27 protein-coding genes are annotated in these 24,421 nt (G+C 59.9%); 22 read left to right on the top strand and 5 right to left on the bottom strand.

The features are described 5' to 3' along the window. Positions 1–14 precede the first annotated feature (14 nt). The 10 genes from JZY08_RS14975 (at position 15) to JZY08_RS14930 (ending at position 10,676) form a co-directional block, all read left to right on the top strand. Entirely contained in the window at positions 15–1,304 is a 1,290-nt protein-coding gene (locus JZY08_RS14975; RefSeq protein ID WP_216330567.1) for an RsmB/NOP family class I SAM-dependent RNA methyltransferase, read from the top strand. 156 nt (positions 1,305–1,460) lie between these two features. Next, positions 1,461–2,738 (top strand): imelysin family protein, encoded by a 1,278-nt coding sequence (locus tag JZY08_RS14970; RefSeq protein ID WP_216330566.1) that lies wholly within the window; start codon positions 1,461–1,463, stop codon positions 2,736–2,738. A gap of 41 nt (positions 2,739–2,779) precedes the next feature. After that, positions 2,780–4,303: a di-heme oxidoredictase family protein gene (locus JZY08_RS14965; protein WP_216330565.1), complete on the top strand. Its 1,524-nt coding sequence runs from the start codon at positions 2,780–2,782 to the stop codon at positions 4,301–4,303. Next, positions 4,303–5,424, top strand: coding sequence for an imelysin family protein (locus JZY08_RS14960; protein ID WP_216330564.1), 1,122 nt, complete (start codon positions 4,303–4,305; stop codon positions 5,422–5,424). The genes JZY08_RS14965 and JZY08_RS14960 overlap by 1 nt, the downstream gene beginning before the upstream one ends. Before the next feature lie 3 nt (positions 5,425–5,427). After that, a complete protein-coding gene (locus JZY08_RS14955) occupies positions 5,428–6,522 on the top strand; it encodes a DUF1513 domain-containing protein (RefSeq protein WP_082183536.1) in 1,095 nt (364 codons plus the stop codon). A gap of 51 nt (positions 6,523–6,573) precedes the next feature. Then, positions 6,574–7,026 carry a TspO/MBR family protein gene (locus JZY08_RS14950; RefSeq protein WP_020011110.1) on the top strand — a complete coding sequence of 151 codons (453 nt, stop codon included), beginning with the start codon at positions 6,574–6,576 and terminating at the stop codon, positions 7,024–7,026. Positions 7,027–7,109: 83 nt separating this feature from the next. Then, on the top strand, positions 7,110–7,559 hold the full coding sequence (locus tag JZY08_RS14945; RefSeq protein ID WP_003493408.1) for a PaaI family thioesterase: 450 nt from the start codon (positions 7,110–7,112) through the stop codon (positions 7,557–7,559). Beyond that, positions 7,556–8,194, top strand: a complete 639-nt coding sequence (locus JZY08_RS14940; RefSeq protein ID WP_216330563.1) for a 5'-methylthioadenosine/S-adenosylhomocysteine nucleosidase — start codon at positions 7,556–7,558, stop codon at positions 8,192–8,194. The genes JZY08_RS14945 and JZY08_RS14940 overlap by 4 nt, the downstream gene beginning before the upstream one ends. An 83-nt stretch (positions 8,195–8,277) precedes the next feature. After that, complete coding sequence (gene guaA / locus JZY08_RS14935) at positions 8,278–9,855, top strand: glutamine-hydrolyzing GMP synthase (RefSeq protein WP_082183533.1); 1,578 nt, start codon at positions 8,278–8,280, stop codon at positions 9,853–9,855. Between the two features lie 104 nt (positions 9,856–9,959). Continuing rightward, positions 9,960–10,676: a 2'-5' RNA ligase family protein gene (locus JZY08_RS14930; RefSeq protein ID WP_216330562.1), complete on the top strand. Its 717-nt coding sequence runs from the start codon at positions 9,960–9,962 to the stop codon at positions 10,674–10,676. 60 nt (positions 10,677–10,736) lie between these two features. Here the strand turns inward: JZY08_RS14930 and JZY08_RS14925 are convergent, their stop codons facing one another. Beyond that, positions 10,737–10,904, bottom strand: coding sequence for a hypothetical protein (locus JZY08_RS14925; RefSeq protein WP_003503889.1), 168 nt, complete (start codon positions 10,902–10,904; stop codon positions 10,737–10,739). 233 nt (positions 10,905–11,137) lie between these two features. Between JZY08_RS14925 and JZY08_RS14920 the strand changes: the two genes are divergently transcribed. From JZY08_RS14920 to JZY08_RS14910, 3 genes are all read left to right on the top strand, one after another. Continuing rightward, positions 11,138–11,485, top strand: coding sequence for an ArsC family reductase (locus tag JZY08_RS14920; protein ID WP_216330561.1), 348 nt, complete (start codon positions 11,138–11,140; stop codon positions 11,483–11,485). Between the two features lie 12 nt (positions 11,486–11,497). Then, positions 11,498–11,974, top strand: coding sequence for a Cys-tRNA(Pro) deacylase (ybaK, locus tag JZY08_RS14915; protein ID WP_216330560.1), 477 nt, complete (start codon positions 11,498–11,500; stop codon positions 11,972–11,974). 88 nt (positions 11,975–12,062) lie between these two features. Next, the gene (locus tag JZY08_RS14910; RefSeq protein ID WP_216330559.1) at positions 12,063–13,301 is read left to right on the top strand and encodes an aminopeptidase; all 1,239 of its coding nucleotides are present in this window, start codon (positions 12,063–12,065) and stop codon (positions 13,299–13,301) included. 6 nt (positions 13,302–13,307) lie between these two features. On the opposite strand, the gene JZY08_RS14905 is transcribed toward JZY08_RS14910, so the two are convergent. Continuing rightward, positions 13,308–14,171: an EamA family transporter gene (locus JZY08_RS14905; RefSeq protein WP_216330558.1), complete on the bottom strand. Its 864-nt coding sequence runs from the start codon at positions 14,169–14,171 to the stop codon at positions 13,308–13,310. Positions 14,172–14,252: 81 nt separating this feature from the next. On the opposite strand from JZY08_RS14905, the gene JZY08_RS14900 reads away from it, so the two are divergent. The 3 genes from JZY08_RS14900 to JZY08_RS14890 all read left to right on the top strand — a co-directional run bounded on the left by JZY08_RS14900 (position 14,253) and on the right by JZY08_RS14890 (position 16,814). Further along, complete coding sequence (locus JZY08_RS14900) at positions 14,253–14,753, top strand: MarR family winged helix-turn-helix transcriptional regulator (protein WP_216330557.1); 501 nt, start codon at positions 14,253–14,255, stop codon at positions 14,751–14,753. A 96-nt stretch (positions 14,754–14,849) separates the two neighbouring features. Beyond that, on the top strand, positions 14,850–15,557 hold the full coding sequence (locus JZY08_RS14895; protein ID WP_216330556.1) for a FadR/GntR family transcriptional regulator: 708 nt from the start codon (positions 14,850–14,852) through the stop codon (positions 15,555–15,557). Between the two features lie 54 nt (positions 15,558–15,611). Further along, positions 15,612–16,814 carry a mandelate racemase/muconate lactonizing enzyme family protein gene (locus JZY08_RS14890; protein WP_003493386.1) on the top strand — a complete coding sequence of 401 codons (1,203 nt, stop codon included), beginning with the start codon at positions 15,612–15,614 and terminating at the stop codon, positions 16,812–16,814. On the opposite strand, the gene xseA is transcribed toward JZY08_RS14890, so the two are convergent. After that, complete coding sequence (gene xseA / locus JZY08_RS14885; protein WP_216330555.1) at positions 16,815–18,413, bottom strand: exodeoxyribonuclease VII large subunit; 1,599 nt, start codon at positions 18,411–18,413, stop codon at positions 16,815–16,817. A 189-nt stretch (positions 18,414–18,602) separates the two neighbouring features. Here xseA and JZY08_RS14880 point away from each other — a divergent pair, with 189 nt between their 5' ends. Both JZY08_RS14880 and JZY08_RS14875 read left to right on the top strand, forming a co-directional pair. Next, entirely contained in the window at positions 18,603–18,845 is a 243-nt protein-coding gene (locus JZY08_RS14880) for a hypothetical protein (RefSeq protein ID WP_216330554.1), read from the top strand. 12 nt (positions 18,846–18,857) lie between these two features. Beyond that, positions 18,858–19,229 carry a hypothetical protein gene (locus tag JZY08_RS14875; protein WP_216330553.1) on the top strand — a complete coding sequence of 124 codons (372 nt, stop codon included), beginning with the start codon at positions 18,858–18,860 and terminating at the stop codon, positions 19,227–19,229. On the opposite strand, the gene JZY08_RS14870 is transcribed toward JZY08_RS14875, so the two are convergent. Next, positions 19,226–20,209: a Gfo/Idh/MocA family protein gene (locus JZY08_RS14870; RefSeq protein WP_216330552.1), complete on the bottom strand. Its 984-nt coding sequence runs from the start codon at positions 20,207–20,209 to the stop codon at positions 19,226–19,228. The genes JZY08_RS14875 and JZY08_RS14870 overlap by 4 nt on opposite strands. A gap of 181 nt (positions 20,210–20,390) precedes the next feature. Here JZY08_RS14870 and JZY08_RS14865 point away from each other — a divergent pair, with 181 nt between their 5' ends. The 4 genes from JZY08_RS14865 to JZY08_RS14850 all read left to right on the top strand — a co-directional run bounded on the left by JZY08_RS14865 (position 20,391) and on the right by JZY08_RS14850 (position 23,440). Then, entirely contained in the window at positions 20,391–20,951 is a 561-nt protein-coding gene (locus JZY08_RS14865; RefSeq protein ID WP_216330551.1) for an isochorismatase family protein, read from the top strand. After that, the gene (locus JZY08_RS14860; RefSeq protein WP_003493374.1) at positions 20,951–21,934 is read left to right on the top strand and encodes a GlxA family transcriptional regulator; all 984 of its coding nucleotides are present in this window, start codon (positions 20,951–20,953) and stop codon (positions 21,932–21,934) included. The genes JZY08_RS14865 and JZY08_RS14860 overlap by 1 nt, the downstream gene beginning before the upstream one ends. Positions 21,935–22,044: 110 nt before the next feature. After that, positions 22,045–22,995, top strand: coding sequence for an aldo/keto reductase (locus JZY08_RS14855; protein WP_216330550.1), 951 nt, complete (start codon positions 22,045–22,047; stop codon positions 22,993–22,995). 1 nt (position 22,996) lies between these two features. Beyond that, positions 22,997–23,440 (top strand): GNAT family N-acetyltransferase, encoded by a 444-nt coding sequence (locus JZY08_RS14850; protein WP_003493370.1) that lies wholly within the window; start codon positions 22,997–22,999, stop codon positions 23,438–23,440. Here the strand turns inward: JZY08_RS14850 and JZY08_RS14845 are convergent, their stop codons facing one another. Then, a complete protein-coding gene (locus JZY08_RS14845) occupies positions 23,441–24,331 on the bottom strand; it encodes a LysR family transcriptional regulator (RefSeq protein ID WP_082183514.1) in 891 nt (296 codons plus the stop codon). Positions 24,332–24,421 lie beyond the last annotated feature (90 nt).

The following is a 24,421-nucleotide window of genomic DNA, read 5'->3' as shown; positions in this document are numbered from 1 at the left end:
AAATGAGGTAGACAATGCGTTTGGGCGGGCGTTTGGCCGGAGCGATCGAAGTATTGGCGGATATCGAGGGGCGCAGGCGTCCCGTCGCCGATGCATTGAAGGACTGGGGGCTTGCGCATCGTTTTGCCGGGTCCGGTGATAGAGCCGCGATCGGCAACATCGTCTATGACGCGCTGCGCATGAAACTGTCGCACGCCTGGCTGATGGATGACGACAGCGCCGCCTCGCTTGCCTATGCCGTGCTGCTGCGCCAATGGGGCAAGAGCTTTTCGGAACTGGCGGCGGAATTCGACGGCGACAAGTTCGCCCCGGCCGCACCAGACGAACAAAGGCAGCAAGCCTTTCTCTCCCGTTCTCTCGCCGACGCACCGGCTCATATTCAGGGCGACATTCCCGAATGGGTACAGGCTTCCTTTGAAACGGCCTTCGGAGAGCGCTGGCTCGCCGAGGCGCAGGCGCTGAACGAGCGGCCGACCCTTGACCTTCGTGCCAACACCCTGAAAGCGACCCGCGACAAGGTGCTGAAGGCGCTGGAAGAAAGCGGTGCGGAAGCCACGCAGATCGCCCGTCAGGGTGTCCGTATCCCCGCCGGTGAAGGCCCTTCCCGTCTGCCGAATGTGACCGCCGAACTTTCCTTTCAAAAGGGATGGTTCGAGGTGCAGGACGAGGGATCGCAGATTGTTGCCGATCTTGCGGGCGCGCATGAGGGCGAACAGATCCTCGATTATTGCGCCGGTGGCGGCGGCAAGACGCTGGCCATGGCCGCCAGCATGAACAATAAGGGTCAGGTTCACGCCTTCGACGCCGACCGCAAGCGGCTCGCGCCGATCATCGAGCGGCTGAAGCGCGCCGGCACGCGCAATGTGCAGGTTCATGACCGCGCAGCCGGTTTAGTCCCTTTCCATGAGAAATTCGACCGTGTTCTGGTGGATGCACCCTGCACCGGTACCGGCACATGGCGCCGACGTCCTGACACCAAATGGCGGTTGACGGCGCGCAATCTTGAAGAGCGCGTGCAGCAGCAGGGCGAAGCGCTTTCGCAGGCAAAGGGTTTTGTGCGCCCGGGCGGCGAGCTGCTTTATGTCACCTGTTCGGTTCTGCCTGAAGAAAACGAACAGCAGGTCAGGCGGTTCTGCGAGGAGAATACGGAATTCTCCATCGGTTCCGCGTTGCAACGCTGGCAGACGACTTTCGGCGACAATGCCAGAAAACCGCATTCCTCCGATGGAAAGACAGTGACGCTGACGCCTGCAACCACAGATACGGACGGTTTCTTCTTCTGCTTGATGAAACGCAAACCGTAAAACAGGTTTTGCACGCGCTGATTTTACTTCGAAAATACCAACCGGCCTTGTTTCAAAGCATTCTAAACTAGAATGTTTGACACAAGTTTGTGATTGGGTCAGAACTCGCTTGCCGCGGCGTGAAGTCATTTCATGCCTGCCCCAAGGAGAGGGATCATGATCCGCAAAACAATTCTCAGCGCGTCTTTCGCGCTTCTGGCCGCATCGGCGGCTTTCACAGCACTTCCCGCTCGCGCCGCGACCGACGCCGCCGCTGTGGTCAAGCATTATGCCGATGTCGCTCACGCGAAATACGAGGACTCGCTCACCACGGCGAAGGCGCTGGACAAGGCGATCGATGCGCTGATCGCAACGCCGAGCGAGGACACGCTGAAAGCCGCCCGGGAAGCCTGGATCAAGGCGCGCGTTCCCTACCAGCAGTCGGAAGTCTATCGTTTCGGCAACCCTGTCGTTGACGCCTGGGAAGGCAAGGTCAACGCCTGGCCGCTGGATGAAGGCCTGATCGATTACGTCGACGCCTCCTATGGCACGGAAAGCGACGAGAACGAGCTTTATGTCGCCAACATCATCGCCAATCCGAAGATCAAGATCAGCGGCGAAGAGGTCGATGCCTCCAAGATCACCCCTGAACTGATCGAAAGCCTGCACGAGGCGGGCGATGTCGAAGCCAATGTGACCACCGGTTACCACGCTATCGAGTTCCTGCTCTGGGGCCAGGACCTGAACGGCACCGGACCAGGCGCGGGCAACCGCCCCTATACCGACTACGACAAGGCGAAATGCACGAACGGCAATTGCGACCGCCGCGCCGATTACCTGAAATCCGCCTCCACCCTGCTGATCAAGGATCTTCAGGAGATGGTGGATGCCTGGGCGCCGGAAGGCGAAGCTGCCAAAACCGTGGAAGCCGACCCGAAAGCAGGCCTCACCGCCATTCTCACCGGCATGGGCTCGCTCTCCTATGGTGAGCTGGCCGGCGAACGCATGAAGCTCGGCCTCCTGCTGCACGATCCGGAAGAGGAGCATGATTGCTTTTCCGACAATACCTATAATTCGCATCTCAACGACGCCATCGGCATCGCGTCCGCCTATACCGGCAACTATACCCGCGTGGACGGCACGAATATGACGGGCGCATCACTTGCGGAACTGGTGGGCGCCAAGGACAAGGCGCTGAACGATGAAATGACGGCGAAGCTGAACAAGACGCTCGACGCCATGCACGCAATGGAAAAGCGTGGCCAGACCGTCGAGGCCTATGACCAGATGATCGGCGAGGGCAACAAGGAAGGCAACGCCGTGGTTCAGGCGGCCATCGATGGTCTCATCGACCAGACGAAGACCGTCGAACGTGTCATCGCCGCGCTCGATCTCGGCAAGATCGAGCTTGAAGGGTCCGACAGCCTCGACAATCCGACAGCCGTTTCCAAGTAAGTGCCAAGGCGGGCCGCAGATTGCTGCGGCCCGTTACGCCCATGCGATTTTTACTGCCGCCGATCCGTAAGCCGTTCTTCTTCACCGGGGCAGCCTGCCTTGTGGCATCGATGACGCTTGCCGAACCGGCGCGTGACGAGCTGACGGAGGAAGACTGGAGCGGCCGCCAGATCATGACCGCACCGACGACGGATTTTACCGCGCCGGAGCCCTTCGAGGCCATGTCCGTCGGGGCGGCGACCAGCACCAGCAAGGCCGATAGCGGCGCGTTTTCACATCCCTCCGCCACCATGCCGTTCGAGCGGAAACTGGATTTCAAGCTCGGCAATGCGCTGTTCCAGAAGCTCTGGGTCTCCTCCCCCTCTTCCACACAGGCCTCGGACGGGCTCGGACCACTTTATAATGCCCGGTCCTGCCAGACGTGCCATGTGAAGGACGGCAGAGGCCGCCCACCGCTTGCCGGGGAAGACGCCGTCTCCCTGTTTCTGCGGCTGGCCCGGCCGGCCCGCAACGAGGCGGAACGGGCGGCGATTGCGCGTCACGAGGTGCTGAATTTTCCCGACGAGACCTATGGTCGGCAGCTTCAGAACCTGGCCATTCCCGGCCTCGCCGCAGAAGGCAAGCCGGTCGTCACCTATGTCGAAAAGCCTGTGCGGCTTTCCGATGGCGAGGTGGTGATGCTGCGCAGGCCCGACTATGTCGTGGCAGGCCTGCACTATGGCCCTCTGGGCGCCGATACGACTCTGTCGGCGCGGATTGCCATGCCCACCCTCGGGCTTGGGTTGATCGAGGCTATTGCCGAGGCCGATATTCTGGCTAACGCCGATCCGGACGACAAAAATGGCGATGGCATTTCCGGCCGCCCGGCCTTTGTGCGGGACCACCGGACCGGCGAGGTGAAGCTGGGACGGTTTGGCTGGAAAGCCCAGAATGCGAGCGTCCGAGACCAGAGCGCCAGCGCCTTCTCCCACGATATCGGCATTTCCACACCGGATGCTCCGAACGCCTATGGCGATTGCACCGACGCCCAGAAGGACTGTCTTGCCATGCCGACCGGCGTACAGCCGAGGCTCGGGCCAGTGGAGGCCCCGGACCCTGTTCTTGATCTCGTGACCTTCTACACCGAAAACCTCGCTGTGCCGCAGCGCCGTAATGTGGGTGATCCCACCGTTTTGCAGGGAAAGCAGCTTTTCTACACATCCGGCTGCGCATCCTGTCACACCCCGAAATTCGTCACACGCCGTGATGCGAGCGACCCTATGCATGCCTCCCAGTTGATCTGGCCCTATTCGGATTTTCTGCTGCATGACATGGGAGAGGAGCTTGCCGACGGCCAGCAGGTGGGCGAAGCAAGTGGACAGGAATGGCGAACCCAGCCGCTCTGGGCTATCGGCCTGACGCAACGGGTGAACGGCAACAATTTTTACCTGCATGACGGCCGGGCGCGCAGCCTGACGGAAGCGATATTATGGCATGGCGGCGAAGCGCAAAAAGCGCGCGACGCCTTCGCCGCCTTGCAAAAATCCGACCGGCAGGCTTTGCTGGCTTTTCTGGAGTCCCTTTGATGAAAAATGCCATGCGAAAAATTTCCGGCCTCTTCTCCGTGCTGCTGCTTTTGACCATGCAGCCTGCGGGCGCGCAGGATGTGGAACTGATGCCGCCGCCACCGCTTGATCCGGCGCAGGTGCGGGGTGTGATGGAAAAAGCCGTGAACGGCTTCATCCGCCCCGGCTATGACCGCTTTCGCCAATCGGCAGAGAAGCTGGAAGGCAGCATGAAGGCCCTCTGCGCCGCCCCTTCCAAAACAGCGGATGAGGCGGCCAAGGCTGCCTTTGCCGATACGGTCTCCAACTGGTCCACCATCGAGATCGTGCGCGTCGGCCCGGTGATCGAACATAACCGTTTCGAACGCGTGCTCTATTACCCCGACAAGAAGGGTCTCGGCCTGAAACAGGTGCAGCGTTACCTTGCGGAGAAAGATGAGAGCGTCACCAGCGCCGACAGCCTGAAAGGCAAGAGTGTCGCAGCACAGGGCCTCGGCGCACTGGAATTTGTACTTTACGGCACGGATGCCGATGAGCTTCTCGACAAGAAGGGTGATTTCCGTTGCCGCTACGGCGCAGCGATTGCCGGCAACGTCGCCAATCTGGCAGCGGAGCTTTCCGACAGCTGGAACGCACCTGACGGCGCGCAGAAAAACTGGACGCAGCCGGGCGCGGACAATCCCGTCTTTCGCGACGAGCGCGAGGCGCTGGTTGCCCTGCTCGGCATTCTCGTCCACGGCTCCGAAGCGATCCGCGACCAGCGCATCGAAACCTTCTACAAGGGGCCGGACAAGGCGAAATTTCCCCGCACGGCCATTTACTGGCGGTCCGGCCTGACCTGGAAAAGCATTGCCGAAAACATCAGGGCCGTTCAGACCCTTCTGCACACGGCGGATATGGTCGAGCTCGTGCCACCGGACCAGCGTTCCATCGTCAATTCCATCGACTTCATCGCCAAATCGATGATCCGCATCGCGGGAACGATCGATACCGATGTGGAAAAGGCGCTGGACGACGATCAGCAGCGCGCCAAGGTGGATTATCTGCTGCTCAACGGCAAGGACCTTATCTATCGCCTCAACGACCAATATGGCGGCGCCATCGGTCTCAGCTCCGGCTTTTCCTTCGCCGACGGAGACTAACAGATGACAACAGGCGAAAAACGGATGCTGATGGACCGGCGCAGCTTCATCAAGGCGGCGGGCATTCCGTTCCTTGCGACGCTCGCTCCCGGCTCGCTGCATGCGCTGGAACGCGCCGATGCCGTCTTCGCTTCCGCCTTTCGCGCCCGTAACGGTTCCTACGGCATTGCGACTGTGAGCGAGCGCGGCGAGATCATTGACCGCGTTGCCCTTCCCGCCCGCGCCCATGGAATGGCGACGAGCCATGCGACCGGCATGACGGTGGCCTTTGCGCGCCGGCCCGGCACCTTCTTCATGGCCTTCGACCCCGTGCGCCGCCGCGAGCCTGTCGTGATGCACACGCCGGAAAACCGCCACTTCTACGGCCACGGGCAATTCTCGCCCGATGGCGCGATCCTCTACGCCAGCGAAAACGACTTCGATGGCAATCGCGGCGTTATCGGGCTCTACGATGCCCGCAACGGATTTGCCCGCATCGGTGAATATGACGCGCACGGCATCGGCACCCATGACATGACTGTGAGCGATGACGGAAAGCTGATCGTGATCGCCAATGGCGGCATCGAAACCCACCCGGATTTCGGCCGCACCAAACTCAATACCGACAGCATGCAGCCGTCGCTCGTACTTCTGGACGTCGCAAGCGGCCAGTTGATCCAGAAACACGCGATGCCGGATCGGTTGCGGCAGCTCTCCACCCGCCATGTTGATCTTGGCGACGATGGACGCGTCTGGTTTGCCTGCCAATATGAGGGACCGCGCAACGATCTCCCGCCACTTGTCGGCCATTTCTCGAAGGGCGAGGAGCTTGTCTTCGTCGATCTGCCGGAGGAAACGACGGTGCGCCTTGCCAATTATGTCGGGGCCATCGCCGTCAACCGACGTGACGGTCTGGTGGGCCTCACCTCGCCCAACGGCAACGCCGCCGTGACCCTGGATGCAAAAACCGGCCGTGTCGTATCCGAGATGACGGTGCGGGAGGCAGCGGGCGTCGCGCCTGCCGCGAGCGGCATTGCGGTTTCTTCCTATGACGGATTTTTCGAAGCCATTCGCAGCGACGTGGCATGGGACCAGCACATCGTGCGAATTTCCGGCTAAAATACTGAAAAGCCACGGGAACAAAAGTCCGGCCGGCGCATTGGATGCGTCATGAAAAACCTTACCGTGTACATTGTTTTCGTGGTTGCAGTTGTTGCCATTGGGGCGCTGATCGGCGTCAACAATGTGCCGGGCGAATGGTATCAATCGCTGCAGAAACCATTCTTCAATCCGCCCAACTGGATTTTCGGACCGGTCTGGACGACGCTTTACGTGATGATCGGCATCGCCGGCGCGCGGACGTGGATCCGCAAACCGATGGGGACGCGCATGCGTCTCTGGTTCACGCAGATGGTGCTGAATTTCCTGTGGTCGCCGATGTTTTTCGGCATGCAAAGCCCGACGGGCGCACTTGTCGTCATCATTCCGATGCTGATCTGCATCATCGCCTTCATCACGCTCACCTATAGTCGTGACAGGATATCGATGTGGCTGTTCGTGCCCTATGCGCTTTGGGTCGCCTTTGCCACGATGCTGAACGCGAGTATCGACTGGCTGAACTAAATTTTGCCTGCGCAACCCTTGCCTTGCCCGCTGCCACGCGCCATGTCAGTTTGCGATGGGGACTAAAAGCAGGCAGGTAGGCCATGGAGATCACGGATCCCGGCGATTTTCGTCAGCGGATAGAAAGAAGCTTTGCGAGACAGGGTGTCGTGCAGGCAATCGATGCGCAGATAAGCCGCATCGAACACCGGCTGGTGGAAATCGAGCTGCCCTTTCATGAAAAGCTGACGCAGCAGCACGGCATATTGCATGCGGGTGTCATCGCCGCCGGTCTGGACACGGCCTGCACCTATGCCGCCTATACGATCATCGAACCGGAAGCTTCGCTGCTCACCATCGAGTTCAAGGTCAATCTCATGTCGCCGGGACGCGGCGAGCGGTTCCTGTTTCGTGGCGAAATCATCAAGCCGGGCAACAACCTGATCGTTGCGGATGGCCGCGCCTATGCGCTTTCGGACGGCCCGGCAAAGCTGATCGCCTCCATGACGGGGACGATGATGGTGGTGAAAGGTCGTGAGGATATTACCGGATGAGCTACCGGATTTCGCATGTTGCGGACAAATCCATTCTTTTCGTCATGGCGGCCTCCGCTGAATATGGCCCCCACCTGCAGGCGCGCATCGCGCCGTTGATGACGGGCGTGGGACCGGTCGAGGCGGCGATTTCGGTCACGGCAATTCTTGCCGGGCTCGATGCGGCGGACCATCTGCCCGACCTTGTCGTTTCGCTTGGCTCCGCCGGCTCGCGAACATTGGACCAGACGGGCATCTATCAGGCGACTTCGGTTTCCTATCGCGACATGGATGCCTCCGCCTTCGGGTTCGAAAAGGGCCGCACCCCGTTTCTCGATCTGCCGGCCGAGGTGGCCTTACCCCTGCGCATACCCGATATTGCCGAGGCGCGGCTTTCCACGGGCGCCAATGTCGTCTCCGGCGCGGCCTATGGGGCGATCGACGCCGACATGGTGGAAATGGAAACCTATGCCGTGCTCCGCGCCTGCCAGCGCTTCGGCGTGCCGCTCGTCAGCCTGCGCGGTATTTCCGATGGAAAGGCCGATGTGAACCACGTGGACGACTGGACAGAATACCTGCACATCATCGATGAAAAGCTCGCAGACGCCGTCGACCGGCTTTGCCGCGCCATCGAAGACGGTGTGATTGCCCTTTGAAACCTTGCGATTTTCGCAAATTTCCGCTGTTTGACACCCGCTTCCGGGTTGCCTAAAGCCGCCATTTTCTTTAAAGGCTCGCCATGACCCAGATAGCCCATCCCGACAGCATTCTCATCATCGATTTCGGCAGCCAGGTGACGCAGCTGATTGCGCGCCGCATCCGCGAAGCCGGGGTCTATTGCGAAATCCATCCGTTCCAGAATGCCGCAGAGGCGTTTGAGAAGCTTCAGCCCAAGGGCGTGATCTTCTCCGGCGGCCCCGCATCCGTGACGGCGGAAGGAAGCCCGCGCGCGCCGCAGGCGGTGTTCGACAGCAAGGTTCCGATCCTCGGCATCTGCTACGGCCAGCAGACGCTCTGCACCCAGCTCGGCGGCGTGGTCGAGGGTGGCCATGCGGCTGAATTCGGCCGTGCCGACATCGACATCAAGAAGGCAAGCCCGCTTTTCGAAGGTTTCTGGGAGCAGGGCAAGAGCTATCCCGTCTGGATGAGCCACGGCGACCGGGTGACGAAGCTGCCGGAAGGTTTCGAGGTCATCGCAACCTCGGAGAACGCGCCCTTCGCCATCGCTGCCGACGAGACGCGCCACTATTACACCACCATGTTCCACCCGGAAGTGGTGCATACGCCTGATGGCGGCAAGCTGCTCTCCAACTTCGTGCACAAGATCGTTGGCCTCAAATCCGACTGGACGATGGCGGCCTATCGCGCCGAAATGATCCGCAAGATCCGCGATCAGGTCGGCACCGGGCGCGTGCTCTGCGCATTGTCGGGCGGCGTCGATTCCTCCGTTGCCGCAATCCTCATCCACGAGGCGATCGGCGACCAGCTGACCTGCGTCTACGTGGACCACGGCCTGATGCGGATGGGCGAAAGCGAGCAGGTGGTCGGCATGTTCCGCGACCATTACAACATTCCGCTGGTGCATGTGGATGCCGCCGATCTGTTCCTCGGCGAACTGTCGGGTGTCTCTGACCCGGAAGTGAAGCGCAAGACCATTGGCCGCCTGTTCATCGAGGTCTTCGAGGCCGAAGCCGCCAAGATCGCCGCAGACGGCAAGGGTGCTCCGAATTTCCTGGCGCAGGGCACGCTTTATCCTGATGTCATCGAAAGCGTTTCCTTCTCCGGCGGCCCCTCCGTCACCATCAAGAGCCACCACAATGTCGGCGGTCTTCCCGAACGCATGAACATGCAGCTGGTGGAGCCGCTGCGCGAGCTCTTCAAGGATGAGGTGCGTGCGCTTGGCCGCGAACTCGGTCTGCCGGAAAGCTTCATCGGGCGCCACCCCTTCCCCGGTCCGGGTCTGGCGATCCGCTGCCCCGGTGCGATCACCCGCGAGAAGCTCGATATTCTGCGCAAAGCGGATGCGATCTATCTCGACGAAATCCGTAAGGCCGGTCTTTACGACACCATCTGGCAGGCTTTCGCCGTGCTCCTGCCGGTACAGACCGTGGGCGTCATGGGCGATTACCGCACCTATGACTTCGTCTGTGCGCTGCGCGCCGTGACCTCTGTGGACGGCATGACGGCGGATTTCTACCCCTACGACATGAATTTCCTCGGCCGCGCGGCAACCCGCATCATCAACGAGGTGCGTGGCATCAACCGTGTCGTCTACGACGTGACGAGCAAGCCGCCCGGCACGATCGAGTGGGAATAAGACAAAGGCGGAGCAATTCCGCCTTTTGTTCTTTATTTGTTCTTTATTTTGTTACCGTACAATGATAGGTTTCCGGCCTTGGCATAAGGCTGTGGAGCATCGTCATGGGTTTCGAGTTGACGGATGGAGGGGCTTTAAGGCAGCTCTATTTTGATGGGCTGGAGCCGCAGAAAATACGGCGTTTCAATCCACGGTTTCTCAGCAAGCTTTTGCTGGTCTTAAAGCCGCCGCCAGCTCTGGCGGAGAGAATTTATGCCGATGCATCGCACCATGCCGAAGGGCGCACGCTGCGTGAGGCATATCCCGCAGAGCTTCTGCATATAACGCTGATGTGTATCGGATGTTTCGATACCATCCCGCAGGGCTTGCTAAGCAGGCTGAAGGCGGCATTGGGGGAAGTCAGGGCACGGCCCGTTCCGATCACGCTGGACGGAAGTTCGCTTTTCGGCAATCGAAATAGCCTGGTGTTGCGAAGCAGCCGTGAGATGCCGGAGATTGACGCTCTGGTGAAGATGTTGCAGCGCGCGCTTTGGCGGGCAAATCTTCCCTATATCCCGGCGTCATCTTTTACTCCGCATATCACCATGATTTATGGCTGCGGGAAGATAGAGCCGATGCCGGCTGGAAAACCCTATAGCTGGCTTGCTGGCAATTTTGAGCTGGTTTTCAGCCACAATGGCGAAACACGGCACGATTCGCTCGGGCGCTTCGCGCTTTCGGCGAAAGCCGATCGTTACGAGCCGCCTGAGAGCCAGCTGCCCTTACCTGAAAAAGTGATCGGTCCCAGAAAACGGGCCAATCGAAAGCTCGTGGCGCGGTAACGCCCACCGGAGCCCATGCACGAGCGAGGCTGTTTCGCCTCGCTGCGAACGATAACCAGCTTAGAGCTGAACCTTGTCGAAAGCCTTGCCGTCGATGCCAAGGGCTTCGAGGTCGGCGCGGGCCGGCTTGCGGTGTGCGCGAACAGCGGCCGAAACCGAAAGTGCTGCACCCAGAACGGCGAAAGTTTCGCCGAAGAAGTTACGCGATGTCTTTGCAACCTGACGCATTTTTCTCTCCATCTTTGATGCCCAGATAATGGGTATTTATGGCCTCTTCTACAACTCATGATGTAGCAGGGAAGCCATGCAGCTTTGCTCGCGCTCGTTTGGATATCAGCCATTGCGATTTTGCATTGCTTGGGTGCCGAAGTTCTCAAACGAGGCAGGGCACTTCAGCGGACGGTTGAATAAGGCGTATATTTTGTTATGCCGGAGAGCTTGAAGACAAAGAGGCTGGCAGCATGACGATCACGATTTACGGCATCAAGAACTGCGACACGATGAAGAAGGCCAGAAGCTGGCTGGAAACCAATGGCGTCGACTATTCTTTCCATGACTATAAAGCGACCGGCATTGACCGCGCCCATCTCGAAACATGGTGTGATGCCGCAGGCTGGGAAACGGTTCTCAACCGGGCCGGCACGACCTTCAAGAAACTGAATGACAGCCAGAAAGCCGATCTTGACCGCGAAAAGGCCATCGGGCTGATGCTGGAGCAGCCCTCGATGATCAAGCGCCCCGTGCTGGAAGCGAAGGGCAAGATCACCGTCGGCTTCAAACCGGAAACCTACCAGACCCTCTTTGCCTGAACGTCGTTCCCAATGTCCAAAACGACCCGCGCTACCCAAATGCTGGCCAAGGCTGGCGTCGCCTTCACCACCGTCAGCTATGACTACGATCCAAATGCCGACAGGATCGGCCTGCAGGCGGCCGAGGCGATCGGCGAACCGCCGCATCTGGTGTTGAAAACGCTGATGGCGGAGCTGGATGGCAAGCCGGTCTGCGTCGTTGTCCCGTCCGATCGCGAAGTGAGCATGAAGAAGCTCGCCGCCGCTTTCGGCGGCAAATCCGCCAGCATGATGAAACCGGCTGATGCGGAACGCGCCACGGGTTATCATGTTGGCGGCATCAGCCCTTTCGGGCAAAAGAAACAGGTGCCGACGGCCATCGAGGCTGAGGCGATGGCGCATGATTATGTGTACATGAATGGCGGACAGCGAGGCTTGCAGGTGCGGCTTTCACCCCGCGACGCCCAGGCGGCACTAAAGGCCATCATTGCGCCGCTGGTGGCCGACTGAGGTTTCAATCCAGCTTTTGAAAGCATTTGGCTTTCGAAAGGAATGGGCTATGGTCGGCGCCTCCAATTGAAATATGCGAAGGCAGATCATGACCGTTTCTCCCATCGATCCCGTCAAACTCGAAAAACTGGCCGAAGTCGCCGTCAAAGTCGGCCTGCAATTGCAGAAGGATCAGGATCTGGTGATCACTGCTCCGCTGGCAGCGCTGCCGCTGGTTCGGCTTTTGACAAAACACGCTTATCTTGCCGGCGGTGGACTGGTCACCACCTTCTATTCCGACGAGGAAACCACGCTTTCGCGTTATCGCCACGCCAGTGACACCAATTTCGACCGGGCTTCCGGCTGGCTTTATGAGGGCATGGCGAAGGCCTATGCCAATGGGGCAGCGCGGCTGGCGATTGCCGGCGACAACCCGATGCTGCTGGCCGAGCAGGACCCCGCCAAGGTGGCGCGCGCCAACAAGGCCAACTCTACCGCCTACAAGCCGGCGCTGGAGAAGATTTCCAATTTCGATATCAACTGGAACATCATTTCCTATCCCAACCCCTCCTGGGCAAAGCAGGTCTTTCCTGATGTGACGGAAGACGAAGCGGTCCGCATACTTGCCGACGCCATCTTCGCCGCCTCGCGGGTGGATCTGGCCGATCCGGTCGCGGCATGGGCTGAGCATAACGCCAATCTCGCCAAACGTTCGGCATGGCTGAACGGCGAACGCTTCGCATCGCTGCATTTCACCGGCCCCGGCACGGATGTGAAAATCGGACTGGCAGATGGCCATGAATGGCACGGCGGCGCTTCCACCGCCAAGAACGGCGTGACCTGCAACCCGAACATCCCAACTGAAGAAGTGTTCACCACGCCGCATGCGCTGCGCGTGGATGGTTACGTGTCCAGCACCAAGCCGCTGTCGCATCAGGGAACGCTAATCGACAATATTCAGGTGAAGTTCGAGGCCGGCCGCATCGTGGAGGCCAAGGCTTCGAAGGGCGAAGCCGTACTGAACAAGGTGCTGGATACCGATGAGGGTGCCCGGCGCCTGGGTGAAGTGGCGCTTGTGCCGCATTCCTCGCCGATCTCGGCAAGCGGCATCCTCTTCTACAACACGCTCTTCGACGAAAACGCCTCCTGCCATATCGCGCTTGGCCAATGCTATTCGAAGTGCTTCGTTGACGGCGCTTCACTGTCGCAGGATCAGATCAAGGCGCAGGGCGGCAACTCCAGTCTGATCCACATCGACTGGATGATCGGTTCCGACAAGGTGGATATTGATGGCGTGAAGCCGGATGGCTCCACGGTTCCGGTGATGCGCAAGGGTGAATGGGCCTGACAAGGCTTATCGCGGCAGCTGGCTGCGCTGACTGAGCCAGATGCTGAAGAGCACCGCAACAAACCCGACGATCTGCGCTGGCGTGAGGCTTTGGCCAAGCGCCAGCCAGCCGAGCAGGGTTGCAACGACCGGGCTTAGAAAACCAAGCGACGCGGCAGCGGAGGGTTCGATGCGGGCGAGGCCGCGAAACCACAGAAAATAGGTCAAGGCGGCACCGATAAGACCCAGATAGGCCATGCAGAGAATATTGGCCATGGTCGGTGCAGGCAGCGCCGGTTCCAGGAAATATGCGACCGGCAGGAGCAGAATGCCACCCGCCGTCAATTGCCAGGCAGTGAAGGTGAGGTTCGAAACCGGCGGCCGCCATTTGCGGGTCAGCACGGTTCCAAACGCCATGGATACGGCACCGGCAAGACCCGCGGCCACGCCGACACTATCGAGTGCTGCACCCGGCGCCAATACCAGAAGCGCGACACCCATAATGCCCAAAAGACCGGCGGCGATGGCGAGCGGTCGAACCGGCGTGGTGAGAAACAGCCGGGAGAGGCCAATCACGATCAGGGGCTGAACCGCGCCTACCGTCGCCGCGACTCCACCGGGTAGCCGGTAGGCGGAAACGAAAAGCATCGCCCAGAAAAATGAGAAATTCAGCGCGCCGAGAACGAAGCTGCGCGGCCACCAGACGCCCTGCGGGAGCTTTCGGACGAGAAGCAGCAGCAGGATACCGGCCGGCAATGCGCGCAGCATGGCAACATGGAATGGATATCCCTGCGGCAAGAATTCGGTCGTGACGAAATAGGTGCTTCCCCAGATGGCGGGGGCAAGTGCAGTTACCAGCACGTCGGCTGCATAGGCGGTATTTTTCTTCATTTCAAGAATCTCTATATCAAGATAAATGCAATCTAGCCGATTTTATCTTGACGTCAAGATATCAATTGCTATGCCTTTGTCATGAGCAAAGAACCGCTTGATCACGTCGATCACATTCTGGCGCAATGGCGCAGGGAAAGACCGGACCTCGATGTCGGCCCGATGGGGCTGCTCGGGCGCTTGAACCGGCTCACCACACATCTCGGCCGCGAGGTGGAGGCGGTGCTGCTGAAACACGGCCTTTCATCTTCTGCTTTTGATGTGCTGGCGACATTGCGGCGCGCAGGCCCGCCATACCGGCTCTCCCCGGGCGACTTGCTGGCGATGACAATGGTGAGTTCCGGCACCATGACCAACCGGATCGACCAGCTGGAAAAAGCCGGTCTGGTAGAGCGAATCCACAACCCGCAGGACCGGCGCAGTGTGCTGATATCATTGACAGAGCGCGGCCTTGTCATTGTCGAGGACGCCGTCAGCGCCCATGTCGAAAACCAGCAACGGCTGGTCGCCCCTCTCAGCGAAGAGGAACGAACAACGCTGAACCGGCTTTTGAAACGGTTTTTGCGGGACTTCGAAGAATAGGCTTGCACTGCGTTCTCGACCGCAATCGCGCTTGTTTCCTTAAAAAAAATCCTGTAAGCAATTTTCCATAAACCTGTACTACAGGTTGGAGGAAAAATGTATAACGCCATTTCCCATGAAACCGGTCTCGTCAGCAGCACGATCGGCGCGATAACCCGTCACATCCGGGAAAATGAACTTGCCCCCGGTGCGAAGCTGCCGAGCGAACTTTCGCTCTCGCAGCAGCTCGGCGTTTCCCGCACCGTCGTTCGCGAAGCCTTCCGGTCCCTGTCGGCCATGCGGCTGATCGATGTCAACGCCGGCAAGCGCGCCACGGTGGCAACGCTGGATCACGGCGCCATGTCGCTGATGTTCGAACATGGCATTCACACCGAGCAGATCAATATCCAGCAGATTTACGATGTGCGCCGCACCATCGAAGTCAGAACCGTGACGCTCGCGGCGCTGCGGAGAACAGATGCTGAAGCGCTCACCATTCTCGACCACGCCAATAATATGGAGCGGGATTTCGGCGACAATGACAAGGTAATGGAGCATGACCTTGCCTTTCACCTTGCCGTTGCCAGAGCCTCGAAGAACCCGGTTTTCGAACTCATTCTCGGCGCCTTCCAGAATGTGACACGCCAGACCTGGCCGATCGGCTGGAAGAGCCGCACATCCGACGCGCAGCGCCATGCCGCAGGTGAACTTCACGTCGCCATCGGACAGGCCATTGCGGCGGGCGACCCGCAAACGGCCTCAACGCTGATGGCGCGGCATTTCGATGAAAGCGTGCATGCGCTTCTGGCCGCCGGCATCGCCTGATTTTTTCAACGCAGTTCCAGACGGAACACGACCTGCCTCTGGAGGAGACACTTCATGAAAATTACGAAACTCGAGACCGTCCGCGTGGCGGAACGGGCAAACCTGCTCTGGGTTCTGGTCCACACCGATGAGGGCATCACCGGGCTTGGCGAAACCTTCTACGGCGCCGAGACGGTGGAAACCTATGTGCATGAATATATCGCACCCCGCGTGATCGGCCGCGATCCTTTGCAGATCGACCTTCTGGCGCAGGACCTCGTCGGCTATCTCGGCTTCCGTTCATCGGGCGCGGAAGTGCGCGGCAATTCGGCCTTCGATATCGCGCTGTGGGATATTTTCGGCAAGGCCACCAACCAGCCTATCGCCCAATTGCTTGGCGGTTTCAGCCGTAAGGAAATCCGTACCTACAATACCTGCGCGGGCACGGAATATATCAAGAAGGCGACCGGCCAGCAGACGGCCAATTACGGCCTCTCCGGCGGCAAGGATTATGACGACCTGAACGGCTTCCTGCACCGGGCCGACGAGCTTGCCCATTCGCTTCTGGAAGACGGCATCACGGCCATGAAGATCTGGCCCTTCGATGCGGCGGCGGAAAAGACGCGCGGGCAATATATATCGATGCCGGACCTGAAAAGCGCGCTCGAGCCTTTCGAAAAAATCCGCAAGGCCGTGGGCGACAAGATGGATATCATGGTGGAGTTTCACTCCATGTGGCAGCTTCTGCCCGCCATGCAGATCGCCAAGGCGCTCACCCCCTACCAGACCTTCTGGCATGAAGACCCGATCAAGATGGATAGCCTTTCCAGCCTGACGCGTTATGCCGCCGTTTCGCCAGCCCCGATTTCCGCATCGGAGACACTCGGCTCCCGCTGGGCTTTCCGCGATCTCTTGGAAACCGGTGCTGCCGGCGTGGTGATGTTGGACATCAGCTGGTGCGGCGGACTTTCCGAGGCGCGCAAGATCGCCTCCATGGCGGAAGCCTGGCATCTGCCGGTCGCGCCGCATGATTGCACCGGCCCGGTGGTGCTCTGCGCCTCCACGCATCTTTCGCTCAATGCGCCAAATGCGCTGGTGCAGGAAAGTGTGCGCGCCTTCTACAAGACCTGGTATCGCGATCTTGTCACGGCATTGCCGGAAGTGAAAAACGGAATGATCACCGTGCCGCCAGGCGCCGGCCTTGGCATGGAGCTGCATCCCGATATCGAAAAGAGCTTCACCGTCAGCCGCCGTTTCTCGGATGCGACGTCGATCTGATCAGAACAGGTCGCCCTGATCGCTCGGACCAGAGGAAGCCGGTTTTGCCGGCTTCTTTTTTTGCGTGGTGACAGCTTCCGTAGACGGTATGCCCTCTCCCGTCGTGATGGCGGAAACCCGGCCATCGGCAAACTCCATCGACACCACAGCGCCAGAAGCAATGGCGGCGGCGCGGGTCAATGGCCGGTTTTCCTCGTCGCGGATAACGGCATAGCCGCGTTTCAACACGTTTTTGTAGGACAGCGATTCCAAAACGCGATTATGCGCGGCAAGGCCCGAGCGGTTCTGCGCCATACGATGCAGCACGGCGGTATCGGCCCGGCGCGCTGCAGTGACGACCCGCTCCTTCTGCCGCTCCAGCTGGCCGAGCAGGCGGGCGGGAAGCGAACGCAGCGAGGAATCGAAGGCATCGACACGGCCTTTTCCCTGCAGCAGACGGCGCTCCACCAGGGTTTCGGCGCGGTGCATGCGCTCGGTAATCCGCTGCCTATGGTGCTTGAGACCATTCAGCAAGGTTTCCGGCCTCAGACCCGAAGCGGAACGTTCGAAGGCACGGCGTTTGTTGAGCGTCGTCATTTCAAGCCCGCGACCAAGACCGCCTGCAGCCTCATCGAAGCGGCGGCGCGGCAAGGCGAGAAGCTGGTCCAGTGAAGGCAGCGCCCGTACCAGTGCCCGCAAGCCCTGGCGGCGATTGTCCATCTGGCGCGAGACGGAACCCGAAAGGCGTGCAGCAAGGCCGGAAAGCTGAGCTTCCAGTTCGGCCCGCACCGGCACGGCCATTTCGGCGGCTCCCGTCGGTGTCGGCGCACGGACATCGGCGGCGTAATCGATCAATGTCGTATCGGTCTCATGCCCTACGGCGGAAATCAGCGGGATTTCGCTCTCGGCTGCGGCGCGCACGACGATTTCGTCGTTGAAGCTCCAGAGATCCTCCAGACTGCCGCCGCCACGCGCGACGATCAGCACGTCGGGCCGCGCAATTTCCCCACCGGGTTGAAGTGCATTGAAGCCGCGAATGGCGTTCGCCACTTCCTCGCCCGAGCCTTCGCCCTGCACCTTGACCGGCCAGACGACGACGTGGACCGGAAAACGATCCGAAATGCGATGCAGAATATCGCGAATAACCGCGCCGGTGGGCGAGGTAACGACACCGATGACATGCGGCATGAAGGGCAGGCGACGCTTGCGCTCCGGATCGAACAGCCCCTCCGCCGCCAGACGTCTGCGGCGATCTTCGAGAAGCGCCATCAGCGCGCCGGCGCCGGCCGGCTCCAGGCTTTCTATGACGATCTGATATTTCGACGAGCCGGGGAAGGTGGTCACCTTGCCGGTGGCGATGACTTCCATGCCCTCTTCCGGGCGGAACTTCAGCCGCGAAAACGTGCCTTTCCAGATCACCGCATCGATGCGGGCGCGATCATCCTTCAGCGAAAAATAGGCGTGACCCGACGAATGCGGGCCGCGATAGCCAGAAATCTCGCCACGCACCCGCACCTGATCGAAAGCCGTTTCCACCGTTCGCTTGATGGAACCCGACAGTTCGGACACCGAGAACTCGGCAAGATTGCTCAATGCGGCATGGGAGAAGATATCGCTCATGGCTGTTTGTAACCAAAACCCGTCGATTCGGAAATGCCGGTACGGGCCTGCCCTATTTTAACGGCGATGAAACCATATCCTCAACTAACGAGTTAGGAAAATAGGGAACGGAGGAGAAAACAAGGGTTCGTTAGGGAAGAAGACGTTACGTCTTGTCCCAAGCCCGGCAACCAAAGAGGAGGCGGCATCATGATTTTTCTTACCGCCACAGTGCTCGGCGTAACCGCAGTTGCGTTGCGTTCGGTCTTCAGCATCATCTTCGTCTGCATGATGATTATTGGCGCCTATGGCGTCGCAATGATGATTTCTTCCACGGCCATACCCCTGACGTCGCTTCTGCTGGCCCTTGCCGGATACAATTTCGGCGTCGTGGGTGTCGTTATCAGCCTTCTGGTGCTGCAGCGCCCGCGCTCCACTCAGCCGACGCTCTAACAGCTGACCGCCTTGAGGCTTTCCCACTTTGCGCTGACCGAGATTTACGGACTAGCCGTTGACCTTGCCGTCACCTCTCTGCTGATTTTTTACATTGATATCGACCCGCTTGCCGCCCGGCTGCCCGGCGCTGCGGCAGGGCTCGCGGCGAGCTGGCAGATGAACCGGTCGAAGGGCGATCAATCCGGCAAAGTGAGCGGATTTCTGACGAATACCGTCACACTCACGTCCCGCATCGTCAGCGTCGGGCTTTTCGCACTGCTGCAATGGCGCAACCCGCTGGTACAGCCACTCTTCCCGCTTGCCTTTTCGGCGCTCGCAGCATTGGTGCTGGCACTTTACGGGTACAGGCGGCTGCAGAAGCAGCGTGTGGATAGCGACTAAACCGTTTCCCAGCCATCCTTCTCGCCCGCCCGGTAGATGGCGTCGATGAAAAGCTGGTTCTTCCGAGAGTTTTCCAGCGTGACCACTTCGCCTTCGCCCTTCGCCGCGCGGGCGAAAGCCTCCGCTTGCAGCTTATATTGGCGGCTGTCCTGAAACCGGAAGATCTGCGACTGGTTATGGGCCTGATTGGTCAATTCGATCTCTTCCGCACCCCAGCGATTGGCGTTGAAGGGCGATTTGACCTCGATGTAGCCGTCCGTGCCGTGGAAAACCATCAGCTGGCGGGCGGCAAGCTGGGTCGCCAGATAGAAGCTCAGTTCGAAACCACCGAAATCGGCCCTGACGCTGGAATAGATATCCGTGCCGAAATCCTTGTCACGCTCGACGCTCGCCTGGACGCGCTTCGGCTCGGCACCCGTGACAAAACGGGTGACGATGGTCGGGTAAACGCCAATATCCGGCAAGGCCCCGCCGCCCAGTTCGGGAATATTGCGCATATTGCCGGGATCGCGATTGAAGTAGCTGAAAGCGCCTTGGACGTGTTTCAGCGTTCCGATCGCGCCCGAGGCCAGCAATTCCTTCACCTTCGCCCAGACCGGGGAGTAGGTGACCATGAAGGCCTCCGATATGACAACGCCGTTGCGATCCCGCGCGGCGATGAGGGCGTCGATCTCCTCGGCCTTCAGGGCAATCGGCTTTTCGCAGAGAACATGCTTGCCGGCATCGGCCGCCTTGATCGTCCATTCCACATGTTGCGCGGTGGGAAGCGGAATATAGACGGCATCGATCACATCCGATGCCAGCATCTCCTCATAGGAGCCGAAGGCATGGGGAGCGGAAAAACGGTCGGCAACCGCACGGGCCTTGGCATGATCGCGACTGGCGATGGCCGTGACCACGCAGTTCTTCGCATCCTGTATCGCCGGGATGACCTGATCCTGGGCGATTTTCGCCGTTGAAACTATTCCGAAGCGCAGCATCCCGTTCTCCCACTCTGCAATGTCTGCGAAACTTATCATTGTCGGGCAGTCTGGCAAGCCACGCGAGACATGGCTGCGATAGTAGTGGCCGGATTTGTCCTGCCTTTGTCGGTTTGCCTGCTTTTCCCCCATCTTCAATGGGTGAATTATGCTATGCATGAACCCAATGGAGAACCACAAAATGTCCTCTTCTCAGACGGCCCTTCTTGTCATCGATGTTCAGGAATCCTTCCGGCATGCGCCCTATTTCGAAGAAAGCGGACTGGCTGCCTATCTGGAAAAGCAGCAGGCACTGATCGACGGCGCCAAGGCGGCGGGAATTCCCGTCGTGCAGATCTTCCACGTGGATGGCGATCGGGCCTTCGCAAAGGAAAGCGGTTACATCCGCGCGCTAGAGGGTGTGCGGATTAGCCCTGATGTCACCTTTCACAAGAGCCGCCATTCCGCTTTCGCCGGCACCGGCCTCGAAATCTGGCTGACGCAGAAGGGCATCAACCGGCTTATCGCCTCCGGCATCCGCACCGAGCAATGCTGCGAAACAACGACGCGGCATGCTTCGGACCTCGGCTACAGCGTCGATTACGTTACCGAGGCGACGCTCACCTTTCCGATGACGCATGCTTCCGGCACCGTATTCAGCCCGGACGATATCCGTAAACGGACAGAACTGGTGCTCGCCGGCCGCTTCGCCCGGATCACGACCGTCGATGGAGCGCTGGCAGGCGTGAAAGAGGCGGCCTGATGGAGAAAGGCGGCACACGCATCATCCCGTTTTATACGCTTGTGCCGCCGCATGCGCTGCTGCTGGACATTGCGGGTCCGCTGGAAGTGATCCGTTATGCCAACGGGGAACAGAAGGATATCCATTTCGACTGCCGCTACATCGCCGCGCATGACCAACAGCAATCCTCCATCGGCCTTGGGCTTTGCGGGTTGGAAAGCCTTCCCGAGAGCCTGCCGGAAAATGCGTTCCTGGTGGTTTCCGGCAGCACTTCGCGCTTCGACAACGAGCCGGAGACACGCCGCGAGCGGCAGGGGCTGGCGGCATGGCTGCGTCGCACGGTGCGCGCCGACACCACGCTCGTCTCCATTTGCTCCGGCGCACTGCTGGCTGGCGAGGCCGGGCTTTTCGACGGGCGGAACTGTACGACGCATGCCGATTGCGTCGAAGCGCTGCGCCGCATCGCGCCCCTCTCCCAGGTGGCCGAAAACCGCCTTTTCGTCGAGGATGGCAACCGTTTTTCAAGTGCCGGTATTTCCACCGGCATCGACCTCATGCTGCATGTGGTTTCCCGGCTGACATCCCCGGCGGTCGCGGCGCGCATTGCCAAAACAATGGTCGTTTATCTCAGGCGCAGCGGCAATGATCCGCAAATCTCCCCCTGGCTTACCGGCCGCAACCACATTCACCCCGCCATTCACCGGGTTCAGGACCGAGTGATGGCCGAGCCGGCTCGGGACTGGTCGCTGGAGCGGCTGGCCGATATTGCAGCACTCAGCGAAAGGCATCTCTCCCGCCTGTTTCGCGAGCATACCGGCATCAGCGTCATCGACTACGTCAACCTGATGCGGGTCAATCTTGCGCGCGACATTCTTGCCAACAGCCGTCTCGATATGGAAGCAATCGCCGAGAGGGCAGGCTTTGCCTCCGCCCGGCATTTGCGGCGCGTGTGGCAACAGCATAATCGCCTTCCGCCCAGCCACTATCGCGGCTTTCAGGCCTGACCTCGCCAGCTTTCGCCCGTTGCCTGATGAATGCCATCAAAGGAATTGAATGGTTATGCGGATGAGCAGTTGCTAACCTTGCCACAACGACAGCAACAGGAGCATTCCCCGTGGAAAAACGAAGCCTTGGCCGCACCGGCCTCTCCATCGCCCCGATCGTCTTCGGCGGCAACGTGTTCGGCTGGACAGCGGATGAAAAGACTTCCTTTGCCCTGCTCGATGCCTTTTTCGATGCCGGGTTCAACGCCATCGACACGGCAGACGTTTATTCCGCCTGGGTGGACGGGCATGAGGGCGGCGAGTCCGAGGCCATCATCGGCAAATGGCTGAAACAGTCGAGCGTCAAGCGCGAAGATGCGGTGATCGTCACCAAGGTCGGCTTTGACAATCGCGGCCAGAAGACCGGCCTCAGCGCTAAATGGATCGCCGAAGCTGTCGAGGCCTCGCTGAAGCGGCTGCAAACCGACTATATCGACCTTTATCTCGCCCATAAGCCGGATGCGGACGTGCCGCTGGAGGAGACGCTTGCCGCCTTCGCAAAGCTGAAGGAACAGGGAAAAATCCGCGCCATCGGCTGCTCCAACTATTCGGCGAGCCAGCTTCAGGAAGCACTGGATACGGCTGCGAAAAACGATCTGCCCCGTTATGACGTGCTGCAGCCGGAATATAATCTCTACAACCGCGCGGATTTCGAAGGTCCGCTTGCCGATCTTTGCGTCGCCGAAGAAATTGGCGTCATCAATTATTACAGCCTCGCGGCCGGGTTCCTCACCGGGAAATATCGCGCCAAGGCCGATACGGAAGGCGTGGCCCGCAGCTACCGCGTGGGTGAATATGTCAACACGCGCGGCCTTGCCGTTCTGGGCGCCATGGATGCGGTTGCCGTGGAAACCGGGGCCAAGCTTGCCGATATCGCGCTCGCTTGGCTGTTGCGGAAGAAGGCCGTGACGGCGCCGATCGCCAGCGCCACCAGCCTGTCGCAACTCGAGAGCTTCGAGCGCGCCGTCGATCTGAAGCTGACGGATGAGATGATGACGCTGCTCGACAAGGCGGGTGCGTAACATGGACCTTGCAATTCGCGATGCGCAGCCGGCTGACCGGGCGGAATGGCTGCGCCTGTGGAATGACTATCTCGCCTTCTATGAGGTGCAGCTTGCCGAGGAGGTGACGGACCATACGTGGGCACGTATCCTCGATCCGGCGTCACGCGTTTCCATGCGCGTTGCTCTTCTCGGCGACAGGATGGCGGGCTTCGCCATCCATCATTATCACGACTCCACCTGGGTGAAGACGCCCGACTGCTACCTTGAGGACCTGTTCGTGGACGGCGCGATCCGCGGCAAGGGAACGGGCCGCGCGTTGATGGACGACCTCATCGCCATCTGCGCTGAAAAAGGCTGGTCACGGCTCTACTGGAACACGGACGAAAACAACCACCGCGCCCAGAAGCTCTACGACAGCTACGTGAAAAGCGATGGTCACATCCGCTATCGCATCAAATTCTGATCACCCCCTGAAGCGGAAGAAATCCACGAAAGCCCTCAGCGCCGGCCTCATCTGCCGGCGCGAGGGATAATAGATGTAAAAACCGTCAAACGGCGCGCACCAGTCCTCCAGCACACGGACAAGCCTGCCCTCCCTGATGTCATCCTCGACACGCTGCTCGAAAACGAAGGCAAGCCCTGCCCCGTCGATGGCCGCCCGGCGAATGAGGCTCTGGTCCGACAGGATCAGCGGCCCCTGCACATCCACCACCAGTGGCTTGCCGTTCTTCTCCAGTTCCCAGCGATAGATAAGGCCGCTGGCGAAACGCCGGCGAATGCAGCGATGCCGGATGAGATCCCTTGGGTCCTCCGGCGGTGGATTCTCTGCGAAATAGGAGGGCGCGCCAACAATCGCGCCGCGCCATGCACCGCTCGCTTTCACCGCAATCATATCCGCATCGAGATGCTCCCCGAGCCGCAGGCCCGCATCGAAACCTTTCGCGACGATATCTTCGAAGCGATCATCCGTGGAGATTTCGAGTGAAATATCGGGATAGAGCCGCAGGAACTCGCCCAGCCGGGGCACGATGAGGTCCTCGGCGGCAAGCCGTGGCAGGGTGATACGCAAGGGGCCAGCCGGTCTTCCGCCATGCTCGGCAAGTGTCTCGATGACCGTGTCGATATCTGCAAGCGCCGGCCCCAGTGTTTCAAGAAGCCGCCTTCCCTCCTCTGTCGGCGAAACGCTGCGGGTGGTACGATGAAGCAGACGCAGGCCAAGGCTTGCCTCAAGCGACGATACCGCATGGCTGACGGCGGAGGGTGCGATGGCCAGTTCCGCGGCGGCCTTACGGAAGCTGCGGCCTTCGGCAACGGCGGCGAGAACGGCCAGCTGGGAGAGTTGCACACGGTTCATTGTTCTAAATAATAGAACAACCCAAACGGATTTGCAGCGATTATTTTTGCCGCCATGAGACGCTATTTTCTCATCACGCCCTTAGCGATG

This window comes from Rhizobium sp. X9, from assembly GCF_018873185.1.
GTDB classification, from domain to species: Bacteria; Pseudomonadota; Alphaproteobacteria; order Rhizobiales; family Rhizobiaceae; genus Agrobacterium; species Agrobacterium oryzihabitans.
Note: the sequence above shows the minus strand (reverse complement) of the source record. Positions and strands in the feature narration are given on the sequence as shown.